This window comes from Geobacillus zalihae NBRC 101842 (genome assembly GCF_001544135.1).
GTDB lineage: Bacteria > Bacillota > Bacilli > Bacillales > Anoxybacillaceae > Geobacillus > Geobacillus zalihae.
Window position 1 is genome coordinate 15,715 of record NZ_BCPV01000001.1, and the last position, 14,301, is coordinate 30,015.

At 55.2% G+C, this 14,301-nt stretch carries 18 protein-coding genes and 1 riboswitch; of the genes, 2 read left to right on the forward strand and 16 right to left on the reverse strand.

Features of this window, described 5'->3' with window-relative positions:
- Positions 1-50: 50 nt before the first annotated feature.
- Complete coding sequence (locus GZ1_RS00080; RefSeq protein ID WP_033005256.1) at positions 51-806, reverse strand: segregation/condensation protein A; 756 nt, start codon at positions 804-806, stop codon at positions 51-53.
- Positions 807-1,000: 194 nt separating this feature from the next.
- On the opposite strand from GZ1_RS00080, the gene GZ1_RS00085 reads away from it, so the two are divergent.
- Complete coding sequence (locus GZ1_RS00085) at positions 1,001-1,540, forward strand: DUF309 domain-containing protein (protein ID WP_020754625.1); 540 nt, start codon at positions 1,001-1,003, stop codon at positions 1,538-1,540.
- Between the two features lie 22 nt (positions 1,541-1,562).
- On the opposite strand, the gene GZ1_RS00090 is transcribed toward GZ1_RS00085, so the two are convergent.
- From GZ1_RS00090 to GZ1_RS00115, 7 genes are all read right to left on the reverse strand, one after another.
- Positions 1,563-1,919: a GNAT family N-acetyltransferase gene (locus tag GZ1_RS00090; protein WP_013144843.1), complete on the reverse strand. Its 357-nt coding sequence runs from the start codon at positions 1,917-1,919 to the stop codon at positions 1,563-1,565.
- A gap of 111 nt (positions 1,920-2,030) precedes the next feature.
- The gene (gene ribH / locus GZ1_RS00095) at positions 2,031-2,495 is read right to left on the reverse strand and encodes a 6,7-dimethyl-8-ribityllumazine synthase (RefSeq protein ID WP_033005258.1); all 465 of its coding nucleotides are present in this window, start codon (positions 2,493-2,495) and stop codon (positions 2,031-2,033) included.
- Between the two features lie 20 nt (positions 2,496-2,515).
- Positions 2,516-3,709 (reverse strand): bifunctional 3,4-dihydroxy-2-butanone-4-phosphate synthase/GTP cyclohydrolase II, encoded by a 1,194-nt coding sequence (locus GZ1_RS00100; RefSeq protein WP_014196246.1) that lies wholly within the window; start codon positions 3,707-3,709, stop codon positions 2,516-2,518.
- Positions 3,710-3,730: 21 nt separating this feature from the next.
- Positions 3,731-4,375 (reverse strand): riboflavin synthase, encoded by a 645-nt coding sequence (gene ribE / locus GZ1_RS00105; protein WP_020756695.1) that lies wholly within the window; start codon positions 4,373-4,375, stop codon positions 3,731-3,733.
- Complete coding sequence (gene ribD, locus GZ1_RS00110; protein ID WP_013144840.1) at positions 4,330-5,472, reverse strand: bifunctional diaminohydroxyphosphoribosylaminopyrimidine deaminase/5-amino-6-(5-phosphoribosylamino)uracil reductase RibD; 1,143 nt, start codon at positions 5,470-5,472, stop codon at positions 4,330-4,332. Before ribD ends, ribE begins: the two co-directional genes overlap by 46 nt.
- Positions 5,473-5,679: 207 nt before the next feature.
- Positions 5,680-5,812: riboswitch (FMN riboswitch) on the reverse strand.
- 47 nt (positions 5,813-5,859) lie between these two features.
- Positions 5,860-5,988: a hypothetical protein gene (locus GZ1_RS19455; protein WP_014196248.1), complete on the reverse strand. Its 129-nt coding sequence runs from the start codon at positions 5,986-5,988 to the stop codon at positions 5,860-5,862.
- Positions 5,975-6,415: a peptidylprolyl isomerase gene (locus GZ1_RS00115; protein ID WP_033006697.1), complete on the reverse strand. Its 441-nt coding sequence runs from the start codon at positions 6,413-6,415 to the stop codon at positions 5,975-5,977. Before GZ1_RS00115 ends, GZ1_RS19455 begins: the two co-directional genes overlap by 14 nt.
- Positions 6,416-6,599: 184 nt before the next feature.
- Here GZ1_RS00115 and GZ1_RS00120 point away from each other — a divergent pair, with 184 nt between their 5' ends.
- Positions 6,600-7,478 (forward strand): DUF1002 domain-containing protein, encoded by an 879-nt coding sequence (locus GZ1_RS00120; RefSeq protein WP_015375315.1) that lies wholly within the window; start codon positions 6,600-6,602, stop codon positions 7,476-7,478.
- 72 nt (positions 7,479-7,550) lie between these two features.
- On the opposite strand, the gene lysA is transcribed toward GZ1_RS00120, so the two are convergent.
- The 8 genes from lysA to GZ1_RS00160 form a co-directional block, all read right to left on the reverse strand.
- The gene (lysA, locus tag GZ1_RS00125; RefSeq protein WP_020755246.1) at positions 7,551-8,870 is read right to left on the reverse strand and encodes a diaminopimelate decarboxylase; all 1,320 of its coding nucleotides are present in this window, start codon (positions 8,868-8,870) and stop codon (positions 7,551-7,553) included.
- 313 nt (positions 8,871-9,183) lie between these two features.
- Positions 9,184-10,662 carry a spore germination protein gene (locus GZ1_RS00130; RefSeq protein WP_033005742.1) on the reverse strand — a complete coding sequence of 493 codons (1,479 nt, stop codon included), beginning with the start codon at positions 10,660-10,662 and terminating at the stop codon, positions 9,184-9,186.
- A complete protein-coding gene (gene spoVAEA, locus GZ1_RS00135; protein ID WP_060787658.1) occupies positions 10,610-11,221 on the reverse strand; it encodes a stage V sporulation protein SpoVABEA in 612 nt (203 codons plus the stop codon). Before spoVAEA ends, GZ1_RS00130 begins: the two co-directional genes overlap by 53 nt.
- A gap of 5 nt (positions 11,222-11,226) precedes the next feature.
- Positions 11,227-11,577 carry a SpoVA/SpoVAEb family sporulation membrane protein gene (locus GZ1_RS00140; protein ID WP_012820684.1) on the reverse strand — a complete coding sequence of 117 codons (351 nt, stop codon included), beginning with the start codon at positions 11,575-11,577 and terminating at the stop codon, positions 11,227-11,229.
- A gap of 39 nt (positions 11,578-11,616) precedes the next feature.
- A complete protein-coding gene (gene spoVAD, locus GZ1_RS00145) occupies positions 11,617-12,645 on the reverse strand; it encodes a stage V sporulation protein AD (RefSeq protein ID WP_033005744.1) in 1,029 nt (342 codons plus the stop codon).
- Between the two features lie 18 nt (positions 12,646-12,663).
- Entirely contained in the window at positions 12,664-13,092 is a 429-nt protein-coding gene (locus GZ1_RS00150) for a SpoVA/SpoVAEb family sporulation membrane protein (protein ID WP_013144836.1), read from the reverse strand.
- A gap of 17 nt (positions 13,093-13,109) precedes the next feature.
- Positions 13,110-13,541, reverse strand: a complete 432-nt coding sequence (locus GZ1_RS00155) for a stage V sporulation protein AB (RefSeq protein WP_011231788.1) — start codon at positions 13,539-13,541, stop codon at positions 13,110-13,112.
- Positions 13,528-14,151, reverse strand: a complete 624-nt coding sequence (locus tag GZ1_RS00160) for a stage V sporulation protein AA (RefSeq protein ID WP_033005766.1) — start codon at positions 14,149-14,151, stop codon at positions 13,528-13,530. Before GZ1_RS00160 ends, GZ1_RS00155 begins: the two co-directional genes overlap by 14 nt.
- Positions 14,152-14,301: the final 150 nt, after the last annotated feature.

A 14,301-nucleotide genomic window follows, 5' to 3' on the forward strand; every position in this document is an offset into this window, starting at 1 on the left:
AAAGAAAAGCGGCCCGCCGCAGCGAACCGCCGCGGCCAAACCGCACCACCTCAACCGGCTGGTTTCACCGCAAGAAACAAATCGCTGAAATTCCGTTCTTGCTCAACGATGATTTCGTCTTGCTTCATCAACTCTAAAATGGCCAAAAACGTCACGACGATATACGAACGATCGTAGGACGGAAACAGCTCGTAAAAGTTTTTCCGCCCGTTCGCCTGCTTTAGTTCATGCAAAATTTCCGCCATGCGCTGTTCGACGGAAATATCTTGGCGGGAGATTTTCGCCCGCATCGGTTTTTGCAGTTTTTTGCGGCGCAACAGCTTCGACAAGGCGCCAAGCATATCGTATACGTTCACATCCAGCGGCGCCGCCTTTTTCTCATCCGCGTATGCGCTTAAGTCGCTCGGCGGCTTTGTAAACAAAAGCGCCCGTTCCTCTTCGCGCCGCTTCAGTTCGCGCGCCGCCTCTTTAAACTTTTTATATTCAAGCAGCCGCTGCGTCAGCTCCTCACGCGGGTCCCCGTCATCGCCCCACTCGATGTCGCCGTCGACCGCTTCTTCATTGGAGGGCGGCAGCAGCATTTTGCTTTTGATCGCAAGCAAGGTGGCCGCCATCACTAAATATTCGCTGGCGATATCCAACTCAAGCTCCTGCATGGCGTGAATGTACGCCATATACTGCTCCGTAATTTGCGCGACCGGAATATCATAAATATCAATTTCATAGCGGTTGATCAAATGCAAAAGCAGATCAAGCGGCCCTTCAAACGCTTCGATTTTGACGTTGTACGGCAATTGCACATCCATCCCACCATTTTTTCCAGAACCACCGCCCGGTAGGCTCGTCTCCAGCTGCAGTACATTTATTGTATCATAACGAAGCGGCGAAGCGAACGGAAAACAGTCTCTTTTTTGCGCCGCAGGCCGCCGAAGCCGTATAATCGAAGAAGAGCCGTCCGCCTTCACATGGCGCGGCCCACTTTTGAAAGGAACGATGGCCGATGTATCCAAAAGCGTATATCGAGTATTTGGTCCATTTCCATAGCGACCGCGATTATTTTGAATGCCACGAGATTTTGGAGGAACATTGGAAACAAGACGGTCGAAACAAAGGTTGGCTTGTGCTCATTCAAATGGCGGTCGCTTTTTACCATTACCGGCGCGGCAACACTTCCGGCGCGCTCCGCCTCATTCGACGGGCGCGGGCGCTGCTTGACGAAGCGCAAGAGATGATCCGGCGGCTCGGCCTCGATGACGAGGCGCTCGCCCGCTTGCTCGACGAGACGGCTGGGCGGATCACTCGCGGCGAACCGTACGAAAGCGTCGAACTGCCGATTCGCGACCGTTCCCTTTATGAGCAATGCCAGGCCGCCTGCGCCCGCCGGCAGCTCGTTTGGGGGCAAGCCAGCGACCTAGCCAACCTTGATCTTGTGGATAAACACCGGCGCCGCGACCGCTCGGACGTCATCGCCGCACGCGAACAAAAAAAACGGGCCAAAGCGGAAGGAGTTGGCTTCCCTCCCCCTCCGCCGCCCGCCTGAGCGCGGCACCGCGCTAGTTTCGTTATTCGTTGCACGCATGGCATTTATCGAAAAACGAGGCGGTCCACTCGTTGGCGCACAATCGGCGGCCCGGGTACACCTCTTTCAATGCCTTGACCATCTGTTTTCCGATCCCTTGGTGGCGGTGTGACGGATTGACGCTGATGTGCTGGATTTCCACAACATCAGGAGCGCGCAACAGGACGCCGATAATGCCGACGATGTCATCCCCTTCTTTCCATAAAAACAGCTGCCAATCGTTGTTTGTTTCATACTGTTTCATCGTCTGCTGCAGCCGTTTCAGGTCTTTTTCCGTCGGCATAAACGACAACAGTCCCATGGCGATTTTCTCATAGTTTTTTCGGTAACGGATTAACATAAAAATCCCTCATTATCGACAAACGCTTTTCCGAAATGGAAAAGTTTTTGTCATTTTCTCTATACGTATTATAAACATTCTCACCGATATTGTGAACCATTTCATGCCTTTTTACGCAAATGTCCGCAAGACGTTCGCCATTTCGATCGCCGACACCGCCGCTTCCCATCCTTTATTGCCCGCTTTCGTGCCGGCCCGCTCGATCGCCTGTTCAATGGTGTCCGTCGTCAACACGCCGAAAATGACCGGAACACCGCTTGCAAGCGCCGCGTGGGAGACGCCTTTGGCCGCCTCGCTGCAGACGTAGTCAAAATGGCTCGTTGCCCCACGGATGACGGCGCCAAGCGTAATGACAGCGTCAAACTGCTTCGATTCCGCCATTTTTTTCGCCACAAGCGGGATTTCAAACGCACCCGGCACCCAGGCGACCGTGATGTCGCTGTCGCTCACGCCATGGCGCGTCAAGCCGTCGATCGCCCCAGATAAAAGCTTGCCCGTGATGAATTCGTTAAAACGAGAGACGACGATGCCGATTTTCAATCCGGTGCCGACTAAGTTTCCTTCAATGATGCGCATGTTCGTTGCTCCTCCCATCATTAAAAATGAAGCATATGTCCTAATTTTTCATGTTTCGTGCGCAAATATTTTTCATTTTCCTTTTTCGCTGGCATCTGAATGGGCACCCGTTCAACGACTTCGAGTCCATGCCCTTTTAAGCCGGCGATTTTGCGCGGGTTGTTCGTGAGCAGGCGCATTTTCGTCACGCCAAGATCTTTCAAAATTTGCGCCCCGATGCCATAATCGCGCAAATCGGCGGGGAAGCCCAGTTTTTCGTTCGCTTCGACCGTATCATAACCTTGCTCCTGCAACTTGTAAGCGCGCAACTTGTTCATAAGGCCGATGCCGCGCCCTTCTTGGCGCATGTAAAGCAACACCCCGCGCCCTTCCGCCTCGATTTGCCTGAGCGCCGCATGCAGCTGCGGACCGCAGTCGCACCGGTACGAGCCAAACACATCGCCAGTTAAGCATTCGGAATGGACGCGCACCAAGATCGGCTCATCCGGGATGATCTCTCCTTTGACAAGCGCCACATGCTCTTTTCCGTCGAGCACGTTTGTGTAGCCGATGGCGCGAAATTCGCCGAATTCGGTCGGCAGCCAAACGTCCACCTCCCGTTTCACGAGCTTTTCCCGCTGACTCCGATAGGCGATCAAATCTTTGATCGTGATCATTTTCAATCCGAACTGATCGGCGATTTGCCGCAAATCAGGAACGCGAGCCATCGTCCCGTCCTCTTTAATGATTTCGCAAATGACGCCGGCCGGCTTCGCGCCGCACAAACGGGCCAAATCGACCGCCGCTTCCGTATGGCCGGCGCGCCGCAAGACGCCCCCCTTTTTCGCAATCAACGGAAAAACGTGGCCAGGACGTTTAAAATCGCTCGCTTTCACATTCGGATCAAGCAGCGCCTGAATCGTCGCCGCCCGCTCGTAGGCGCTGATTCCCGTCGTTGTCGTTTTGTAGTCGACACTCACCGTAAACGCTGTGCCATGCGCGTCCGTGTTATGAGTGACCATCGGCTCAAGCTCGAGCCGCTCCGCCAATTCCTCCGTAATCGGCACGCAGACGAGCCCGCGGCCATGAGTGATCATAAAGTTAATGACATCCGGCGTAGCTTTTTCGGCCAGCACGACAAAATCGCCTTCATTTTCGCGGTCTTCGTCATCGCAAACGATGATCACTTCTCCGTTTTTCAGCGCCGAAAGCGCTGCTTCAATCGTGTCAAACATCAAGCTTGCCCCCCTTTTCCACTATTTATAGCCGTGCTGCTCCAAAAATTCGACCGTCAATTTGGAGGTCGGCGTCGCTTTCGCGTCGAGGAAAGCGGCGACGTACTTGCCGATCATGTCGCACTCGATATTGACGAGATCGCCCGGCCGCTTTTCGCCTAAAATCGTCGCCTCACGCGTATGCGGAATGAGTGAAACGATGAACGTGCGCTCGCTCAGACCGAAAATCGTCAAGCTCGTCCCATCGACAGCGACCGATCCTTTCTCAATCATATAGGCGCGCAGCGAGGCCGGCACTTCGATTTCATAGTAGACGGCGTTCGCTTTCGGCCACTGCCGGATGATGCGCCCGACGCCGTCCACATGCCCGGTGACGAAATGGCCGCCAAACCGTCCCCCAGCCGCCATTGCCCGCTCCAAATTCACCTTCGATCCCGGCTTTAATGTTTTTAGCGCCGTCGCTTTCACCGTCTCCGGCATGACATCGACCGTAAACTGCCGTTCGGTGAACGATGTGACGGTCAAGCAGACGCCGTTGACGGCGATGCTGTCGCCAAGCCGCACATCTTCGAGCACCCGCTTGGCGCCAATCGTCATCACGATGGCGTCGCCGGTTTGCTTCATTTGTTCGATCGTGCCGATCTCTTCAATAATGCCAGTGAACACAACGATTCCTCCTTCCGTTTCGGCGCGGCGACGATTTTGATGTCCGGGCCGATCGTCTCGATGCGGCGGATGTCAAGCTCCACCGCTTCAGCAAGCCGGGCGAAGCCAAGGCCGCCGACCGGCGTCGGCGCCCCGCGGCCGCCGATCAGCTTCGGAGCGATATAGGCGATGACCTCATTGACTGCTCCCGCGCGGAGGAAGCTGTCATGAACGCGCGAGCCGCCTTCGACAAACAGCGACATGACTCCCTGCTCCCCAAGCAGACGGAGCACATCGCGGACATCGATCTGGGCCGTCGGCATTGAAAATACGCGCACCCCAAGGCGCTCATACGCCGCCGCTTGTTCCCGACTGACGCCGCCGGTGATGATCCACGTTTCTGCTTCCTTGTCAGCGACGACATGGGCGTCAAGCGGTGTACGCAATTTTGTATCCAAAATGATGCGGAGCGGATTTTTCCGCTTTTCCCCAAAGCGGACGGTAAGCTTCGGGTTGTCGGTCAAAACGGTGTTGACACCGACCAAAATGGCGTCATGCTGCGCACGAAGGCGATGGACATCCTCACGCGCCGCGCTTGATGTAATCCATTTGCTTTCCCCCGTCGCCGTCGCGATTTTGCCATCGAGGCTGCATGCGAACTTCAACGTGACAAACGGCGTTTTTGCGGCGATATAGTGGAAAAACATCCGATTCAATTCGTCCGCTTCGTCTTTTAATACGCCAACATCAACGTCAATGCCCGCTTGGCGCAGCTTGGCAATCCCTTTTCCCGCGACAAGCGGATTCGGGTCGGTCGTGGCAACGACGACGCGACGGACGCCCGCCTGGATGAGCAAATCGGCACATGGCGGCGTTTTTCCATAATGGCTGCACGGCTCAAGCGTCACGTACACCGTCGCACCGCGCGCCTTCTCGCCAGCCATGCGGATCGCATAGACTTCCGCGTGCGGCTCACCCGCTTTCAAATGGGCGCCAAGCCCAACAACCGTCCCACCGTTGACAACGACCGCGCCAACGGCAGGATTGGGAGACGTTTGCCCAACTCCAGCTTTGGCCACATCGAGAGCGAGCCGCATATAATGTTCATCGTTATGCACCGCACTCCCTCCTTCAATAAAAATGAAACCCCCGGGATGTCCCCGGGGGCTCATCGATGAGAGAATGACCAATGATGCGCAAACAAACACATGTTCGCCAAGCAGGCTATACCGGCCGGTCGGAAACAAAAGATACTACCATGCCTAGTCGGCCGACAGACGCTGCCCACGCGGTCTGAACCGGCCGAAAACAGCCGTGCGCATATTGGCATCCTTCTCCCATCCAGACTATACTGTCGGCTCCGGAATCGCACCGGATCCTGCCTTTCGGCTCGCGGGCTGAGGGGCGGAAAGCCCCATCACCGCCGGTCGGGAATTTCACCCTGCCCCGAAGGATGCATCACGATATCGTTATGTTCATTATACCACACGAAACGCCCTGCATCATCATTCCGCAACCCAAATCCAATACGCCGCTCCCCACAACAGGCTGGCCGCAAGCAAAAAGAAAAACAAGCGCCAGTTGTTTCGAACAGTCCGATCATCCTCGCTCATGCGCTGTTTACGGTTCGTCAAATACTTTCACTTCCTTCATCACGTCGCCGTTTTTCATCGTCTTCACGACGTCCATGCCCGATGTCACTTGGCCAAAGACGGTGTGCACCCCATCCAAGTGCGGCTGCGGCTCGTGGACGATAAAGAACTGGCAGCTGCCGGTGTCGCGGCCGCGGTGCGCCATTGACATCGCGCCGGTGACATGTCGGTGTGGATTGTTGTCCGTCTCGCACGGGATCGTATAGCCGGCATCGCCCGTTCCATTGCCGCGTGGACATCCTCCTTGGCTGACAAATCCAGGGATGACGCGGTGGAACGTCAACCCGTTATAAAAGCCTTCGTTTGCGAGCTTCTCAAAATTGGCCACCGTCGCCGGCGCCTCGTTTGGGAACAGTTCAAACTCGATTTTCCCGCCGTTTTCCATGAGAATATATCCTTTTTTCGCCACAAGCATCCAGCTCCTTTTCGACATCGAAACTGCTTTTATCATACCATGATGGCCAAGTGAAACAAAAGAAAAAATGTCTTTTCAAATTCGCACGCCGCCTGACCGCGTCGCGTTTTTCCGATAGCCAAGCAGGCGAGCGTACGGTATAATGATAATGCATTTTCGTAAACAGGAGGCGAGCTATGTGAAACGAACGATCGCTTCATCGCTGCTTTGGGCGGTGCTCTTGGCATCTCCGGGCATCGCAGCGGCCGATGCCGCGCCGGGCGATGTCATTGTGACGCTCGGGGAAAACTTAACGAATGAACAAAAGCAAAAAGTGCTCGACGAAATGAAGGCGCCGGACGGGGCGCAAACGATCACCGTCTCAAACGTTGAGGAGCATAAATATTTGGACGGACTCATTCCGAAAGCGCAAATCGGCACGCGCGCCATCTCGTCGTCGATGATCACGATAAAAGAGCCCGGCTCGGGGCTTCATGTCGAAACGCACAACATCACATGGGTGACGAAAGAGATGTATACAAACGCCTTGATCACCGCAGGGGTGAAAGATGCCGATATTTACATCACCGCTCCGTTCCCGGTTTCCGGCACCGCAGCGCTGACGGGGCTGATGAAGGCGTATGAAATTTCCTCGGACCAAGCCATCCCTGATGATGTCAAAAAAGTGGCGAACGAGGAAATGGTGCAGACGGCGAAGCTCGCCGATTCGATCGGCGCGGACAAAGCGGTCGCCCTGCTGGCGAAAATCAAACAAGAAATCGCCAACAACCCACCGCAGACGGACGCTGATTTGCGCGCCCTTATTGAAAAAATCGCCAACGACCTTGGCATTACGCTGAGCGAGAATGAAATCAACAACCTGATTTCCCTTTTCCATAAAATGCAAAATGCCCATATTAATTGGGATCAAGTGAATGATCAGCTGAGCAAGGCGAAAGAACAGCTATCGGCGTTTTTGCAGTCAGAAGAAGGGAAAACGTTCATTCAAAATCTGATCGACATCTTGAAAGAAATTTGGAACGCGATCAAATCAGCATTTTCCTCAAATCAACAATGAAAGAAGGCGCCCCAAAAAAAGCAGCGGGCGCCTTTTCTTTGTGGAGGCCGTTCTCTTTCCAACCGGCGGCCTTCACTTTTTCACTTTCGTTTTCAAAGGCAAATCATATTGGATCAAATCTTCATATGTCTCCCGTTTCACAACGAGCTGGGCGTCGCCGTTTTCAACGAACACAACGGCTGGGCGCGGCAGACGGTTGTAATTGTTCGCCATGGAATAGCCGTAAGCGCCGGTGCAAAAAACGGCCAAATAATCGCCCGGCTTCGCTTCCGGCAGGGCGATGTCCCAAATGAGCATGTCGCCTGACTCGCAACACTTCCCGGCGATCGATACGACTTCCGTCGGCTCGCCGAACACCCGGTTGGCGAGCGCGGCTTCGTATTTCGCTCCGTAAAGCGCCGGACGGATGTTGTCGCTCATGCCGCCGTCAACGGCAATATAGGTGCGGACGTTGGGCACCTCTTTGCGCGAACCGATCGTATAAATCGTCGTTCCGGCATCACCCACGAGCGACCGGCCCGGCTCGATCCAAATTTCCGGCAACGGCAAGCGGCAAGCTTCGGCCTGCCTTTTCACCTCTTCCACGATGCAGTCGACGTACGCTGTCACCGGAATCGGGTCGTCTTCCTCCGTATAGCGGATGCCAAAGCCGCCGCCAAGATTGACAACCGCTGGGACAAATCCGTGCGCCTTGTTCCACTCCGCCAGCTTGGCAAACACTTTTTGCGCCGCGAGCACAAACCCAGCTGTTTCAAAAATTTGCGAGCCGATATGGCAATGAACGCCGAGCAGCTGAAACGCGGCCGATGCCATGACACGGCGAAACGCCTCGTCCGCCTGACCGTTGTTTAAGTCAAAGCCGAACTTTGAATCTTCTTGCCCGGTTAAAATGTAATCGTGCGTATGCGCCTCGACCCCCGGCGTCACGCGGAGCAAAACCGGCACCGTCCGACCGGATGACTCCGCCAGCTCTTCGATCAGCTCGAGTTCGTAAAAGTTGTCGGCAACGATGCAGCCGATGCCGTGTTCAAGCGACATCGCCAATTCGTCCCGGCTTTTGTTGTTGCCATGAAAATGGATGCGCTCAGGCGGAAAACCGGCCGCAAGCGCCGTATACAGCTCACCGCCTGAGACGACGTCAAGCGACAATCCCTCCTCAGCGGCCAGCTGCACGATGGCGACGGCGGAAAACGCCTTGCTCGCATACGCGACTTGCGCCCGCACGCCGTGGCGCTGGAACGCTTCTTTAAACGCGCGCGCCCGAGCGCGGATCAACGCAACGTCATAAATATAAAGCGGCGTGCCATACGTTTTGGCCAACTCGACCACATCGACGCCGCCGATTTCCAAATGCCCTTGTTCATTCACGCGGCTTGTCCCGTGAAGAAACATCGCAAACCCCTCATTCCTCTATCGAAATCGCATGGCAAAAGCAAAAAAGACAGTTTGCAAAATCGGCAACTGCCTTTACAAAATGGAAAACCGCAAAGCGCCATCGGCTCTGCCTTGAAACGGAAGGCCGCACACCCCGCGCTGGGCCATGCCCATTCCGCCCGTGCAAACGTGCGAAGCACTGAGGCAAGCACCATCAGTGCAAGCAATTAAATATAACTTATCATAATTATAAAAAAGTTGCAATAGCGCTAAAACGAAAAAAGCGGCCGCCAATAGGTGGAAACGGCCGCTTCCAAATGGATCGTTCGCGTCATGACGGCTGTTTTTGCCGGTCTTGCGGGTGAACGATGCTCGGGCGCACTCTCGCTCCGGCAACCGAACGGCGGACGACAATTTGCATAAATGCCGCTGGATCGAACGGGATGAACGGCCATAAGTACGGCGTATTAAGCGAGCGGATGCTGGCGAGCCAAAGCAAATAAACGGTCGTGCCAATGACGAGCCCGGGCACTTTAAACAAGGCGACAAGAATGACCAATGCCAATCGAGAAATCTTATTCGCCACGCTCAACTCATAGCTTGGCGTCGCAAAGGAACCGATCGCCGCCACCGAAATGTACAAGATCACTTCCGGCACAAACAGCCCGACATCGATGGCGATTTGTCCGATCAAGACGGCGGCAATCAAACCCATCGCGGTTGATAGCGGCGTCGGGGTATGAATGGCTGCCATCCGCAAAAACTCAATCCCAAAATCAGCGAGCAAAATTTGCACAATGATCGGGATGTTCGTTTGTTTGTTCGGCCCAATAAACGCCCATGATTCGGGCAGCAACGACGGTTCAAGGACGAACAGCACCCACAGCGGCAGCAAAAACAACGACGTCAAAATGCCTAAAAACCGCACCCAGCGCACAAACGTCCCGACCCCTGGCGACTGCCGGTATTCCTCGGCATGCTGGACGTGGTGAAAAAATGTTGTCGGCGTGATGATGACGCTTGGCGATGTATCAACCATAATGAGCACGTGCCCTTCAAGCAGGTGCGTCGCTGCTACATCTGGCCTCTCGGTGTAACGGACGAGCGGGTACGGGTTGTATCCTTGCTTGACTAAAAACTCTTCGACTGTTTTGTCGCCCATCGTCAGTCCATCGACGTTGATTTGCTGCAACTCTTTCTTGACGAGTTCAACAAGCCCCGGGTCAGCGACGTCTTTAATATAGGCGATGCATACGTCCGTTTTTGACCGCTCGCCGACTTGCAAAATTTCAAAGCGCAGCCGCTCGTCGCGGATGCGGCGGCGGGTGAGCGCCGTGTTGACAATGATGTTCTCGACATAGCCGTCGCGGGCGCCGCGCACAACTTTTTCCGTATCCGGCTCTTGCGGCTGCCGACCCGGATAGCTGCGGACGTCGACAGCAAATCCGGTCGATTCGCCTTCAATCAAGACGATGATCAAGCCCGACAGCAGCTTGTCAACCGCTTCGTCGAGGCTCGTCACCGGACTGACTTGCTGATGAACGAGTCGATTTTCGATGATCTGCCACGCTTGGGACGCCTGGCGTTCATCATCGTTGACGCGCACAATTTGTTTTAACAATTCGATAATGTATTGCGTGTCGCATAAACCGTTGCAGTAGTAAATATGTACTTCCCGGTTTAGGACATCAATTTTCCGCACGCCTAAATCAAAGCTTGTCCCGACGCCGATCCGCTGTTGCAAAAACTTCGCGTTGTCAACGAGCCGCTTCGCGATCGGCGCTTTCGGTTTCTTTTCTTTTTCCGGCATGGCCACCACTCCTTTCGAGAATCAACTCGACCGCCTTGCGCGTAATCGGCGCTCCGTATTTCGCATGGTCTCGGTATCCCATTTTGCCGATGTCGCCGATGCCGACGATGAGCGGAATGTTCAGCCGGTCAAGGCAGTAGACGGTATCGCCATTGATCCGCCCGATCTCGAGGTCCCGGAAGCCTTCTTTATCGACCCCATATTCGGTCATCACGCCGTCACGGTCGATGCTCACATGCACTTTTGTCCATTCATGCTGGTGCGTATTGGAGGCAACCGCCAGCGCCCCAAGCACCTCAATTTGCTCATGCCCCGCCACATAGCGAAGCGCCTGCTCTCCGGCCCCCTCCCCGAGGGCGCCGCAATCGTCAAACATGACAAACACTGGATCGTGCGGCGTTTGCAAAATGAGTTCGACCAACTGTTCACCGCTCAGTTTCGTCGGATTGCCTTGCGAGCGGGAAATGCAACGGCCGCCGATCTCGGCGGCAACCCGCTCAATCGCCCGGCAGGCGAACTCGTCCCCATCCGTTACGAAAATGACTCGTCGTTTTTCCATCATCTCTACCCTTTCGGTTTGCAAGTGAGCGCCGCGGCAAAAGAGCCAGCCACGATAAAAGCGAACAAGGCGCCGGCAAATCGGAACACCGCTGCTCCGGTTTCGACAAATCCCTCCGGCCGCGGTTCTGCCATGGCTCCTTTCGCCAACCAATACCCAAATCCGCATAGCGGCATCGTCGCCCCGGCGCCAGCCCAAGCGACGAATGGATCATAGACGCCGCCAAAGCCAAGGAGTACGCCAAAGACGACAAGCGAACCGGCGACGCCAGCCGGCGTCCATTTGCCGCGGTCGATGATGAGCTGAACGATGGCGCACAGCAGCCCGCCGGCGAGAAAGGCACGGACGTATTCCATATCACATTCCCTCCTGATCGTTCCCAAATAAAAGGCGTCCTACGGCGGCAAATCCGGCTCCTGTCCAGCCGCTTCGATGACGACGCCGTGAGCGATCGCTGGGATCGACTGTTTTTGCTGCACCATCGTTTGACTCAAGAGCGCCCCGGTAGCGACGACAAACAGGCGTCGAAACGTTCCGTGGGCGAGCTCTTGAAGCAAATACCCGTACGTGACGACCGCCGAGCAGGCGCAGCCGCTGCCGCCGGCGAACACCTTTTGATCTGGCCGGTAAATCATCAGCCCGCAATCGTTGTAAACGTCGGTCACATCGTAGCCTGATTCAGCAAGCAACTCGCGGACGATGACGCTGCCGACGCGCGACAAGTCGCCGGTGACGATCAAATCGTAATCGCCCGGCGAGACGCCTAAGTCACGGAAATGCTGCTCGATCGTATCGGCCGCCGCCGGAGCCATCGCCGCCCCCATGTCGAGTGGGTTTTTCAGCCCGGCGTCAACGACTTTGCCGATCGTCGCCGCCCGGACGCGCCAACGTCCCGGCGCGCGGCCAACAAGCGCGGCGCCGGCGCCCGTGACGGTGAACGTCGCCGTTTTCGGCTTTTGCACCCCAAGCTCAGTCGGGTAGCGAAACTGCCGTTCGGCCGTCGCGTTATGACTGCTTGTCGCCGCAAGCGCCCGATCAGCCAATCCACCAGCGACAAACGCAGCGGCTGCCGCCAACGTTTGCATCGAGGTCGAACAGGCGCCGAACAAGCATAAAAACGGAATCGGCAGCTCGCGGGCGACATAATTCGATGTCGCATTTTGGTTTAATAAATCACCGGCCAAAAATAGATCGACTTCTTCGGCAGAGACGCCCGCCTTTTGCAAGCAGCAGTCCACCGCCTCCCGCATCAGCCTCCGCTCGGCCAGCTCCCACGTCGCTTCGCCGCAATATAAGTCGCGATGGCAAACATCAAAATAACTTCCGAGCGGCCCGTCGGCTTCAAGCGGCCCGACCGCGGCAGCGGCCGCTTGGATGTAAACACCATCGTCAAACACCCATGTCTGCTTTCCGACACGTTTCATGGCCAATCCCTCTTTTCGTCACGGCCAAACAAGGCCAAGCACATAGGCGGCAATCAGACCATAAATGACCGCTGCCCCACCGGCTTTCAACATCTGCCCGGCCACCCCGGCCGTCCATCCTTCGCTGCGATGCTCGATAGCGGCGCTGGCGATCGCATTGGCCAGCCCTGTAATGAGCATCGTCGCCCCCGCACCGGCAAATTGGCTGAAATCATCATATTTCCCGACGGCCGTCAGCACAATCGCCAATCCAGCCATCACCATAGACGCCCACAGATGGGCCTCGAGCGGCGAAGCGGCAAACGTGCCGCCATACCAATCAGCGAGCCATTGCGCCAACGCACAAAACATCCCACCGACAAAAAACGCTTTTACCGCATTGGCGGCGTATGGGGGAGAAGGCTGAAACGCCTTCACCTCGCGGACATAATCGGACTTCAATCCCACGTTTCCTTCCCCCTTTGTCAGCGAAAGTGATCGACAAAATAAAGCCAATGAAACAACGAACCGGCCACTTTGCCAAAGGCGATGGCCATAAGTAAAATGACGATTTTATCATCGACGCCGATCCGCTTCGCTAAAATCGGCCAAACGTTCAACACCTCTGTTAAAGCGGCAGCGAGCATTCCGATAAACACACCATGAAACAATCCGATCGGCGCTAGCCAATATTTGGATAAATGCCAAACCGAATGGCGCAAACTCATCCAACCGCCAACGATGGCGCCGGCTACAGCCCCCCATTCATAGGCGTGAATGCGTTTTGGCGTTTTCGTCAGCTGCGTCAGGCGCGGGATGACGCCAAGCACGACCAAAAAAGCGACAAATCCGGTTCCGACCGCCAACCCTCCGGCGAAGCCGACGAACACTACCAGCAAAATCTCAAGCGTCGTCAAGAGGCCTCAAGCTTTCTTTGTTTTCATGCAAAATGACGTACTGATCGATCGATTGCTGGTAGTTGAACATTTCGACTTCAAGAGGGCTGGGCTCCTCGTTGATTCGTTTGCGGAACCAATGGTTGAAAAATAAAATCATCCCGATGCCGAGCCCAAGCGAATACGGAATTTGCAAAAGCAGCGGTTTATCGACCGCTTGGCCGGTCATCATTTCGTACAGATGGCGATGCACTTGTTGCATGCTGACGTCCTCGTGAAAGTTCATGATCGCCATCGCCGAACCGACGAACAAAAGAAGCCAAACGAGAACGAAGGAAGCGGTCGAAACCTTCCGTTTTTCATAGACGACTTCAATGATCGTCTGCGATGGGCCGATCATCTGCACATCAAGCGAGGAATCCACATCAAACACAGCCCGGATCATTTGCATCATATCGATGATGACGATATTTTTATCGCTGGGCTGGATGCGATAGAGCGGAATCGTCTTCAACCGCCGAATGAGCCCGCCATCCGGCGCAGCGATTTGGGCCGCCTGCCCGAGCGTCACCACCGCCCCCGGCTTGACTTGCACGCGATGGCGCGGCTTGATAAATACGGTGTTGGCCATTTGCTTCACACCTTTGTCCCCATTTTGTTTTTCTTTAGTTTGGTTGGCAAAAACACCGATCATGCGGCCTGTCGGCGTTCACCATCGATTTCATAAAAATAGAAAAGAATGGGCAAAAAATGCCCATTCTTTTTTAGACTTTTGTTGCTT

Bases quoted from the DNA above. Each gene is read 5' to 3' on its own strand.
- GZ1_RS00085 (WP_020754625.1), top strand. From the start codon at position 1,001: ATGTATCCAAAAGCGTATATCGAGTATTTGGTCCATTTCCATAGCGAC.
- lysA (WP_020755246.1), bottom strand. From the start codon at position 8,870: ATGTTTCTTCACGGGACAAGCCGCGTGAATGAACAAGGGCATTTGGAA.
- GZ1_RS00080 (WP_033005256.1), bottom strand. From the start codon at position 806: ATGGATGTGCAATTGCCGTACAACGTCAAAATCGAAGCGTTTGAAGGG.
- spoVAD (WP_033005744.1), bottom strand. From the start codon at position 12,645: ATGAAACGTGTCGGAAAGCAGACATGGGTGTTTGACGATGGTGTTTAC.
- GZ1_RS00140 (WP_012820684.1), bottom strand. From the start codon at position 11,577: ATGGAATACGTCCGTGCCTTTCTCGCCGGCGGGCTGCTGTGCGCCATC.
- ribH (WP_033005258.1), bottom strand. From the start codon at position 2,495: ATGCGCATCATTGAAGGAAACTTAGTCGGCACCGGATTGAAAATCGGC.
- GZ1_RS00100 (WP_014196246.1), bottom strand. From the start codon at position 3,709: ATGTTTGACACGATTGAAGCAGCGCTTTCGGCGCTGAAAAACGGAGAA.
- GZ1_RS00090 (WP_013144843.1), bottom strand. From the start codon at position 1,919: ATGTTAATCCGTTACCGAAAAAACTATGAGAAAATCGCCATGGGACTG.
- spoVAEA (WP_060787658.1), bottom strand. From the start codon at position 11,221: ATGGAAAAACGACGAGTCATTTTCGTAACGGATGGGGACGAGTTCGCC.
- GZ1_RS00160 (WP_033005766.1), bottom strand. From the start codon at position 14,151: ATGGCCAACACCGTATTTATCAAGCCGCGCCATCGCGTGCAAGTCAAG.
- GZ1_RS00130 (WP_033005742.1), bottom strand. From the start codon at position 10,662: ATGCCGGAAAAAGAAAAGAAACCGAAAGCGCCGATCGCGAAGCGGCTC.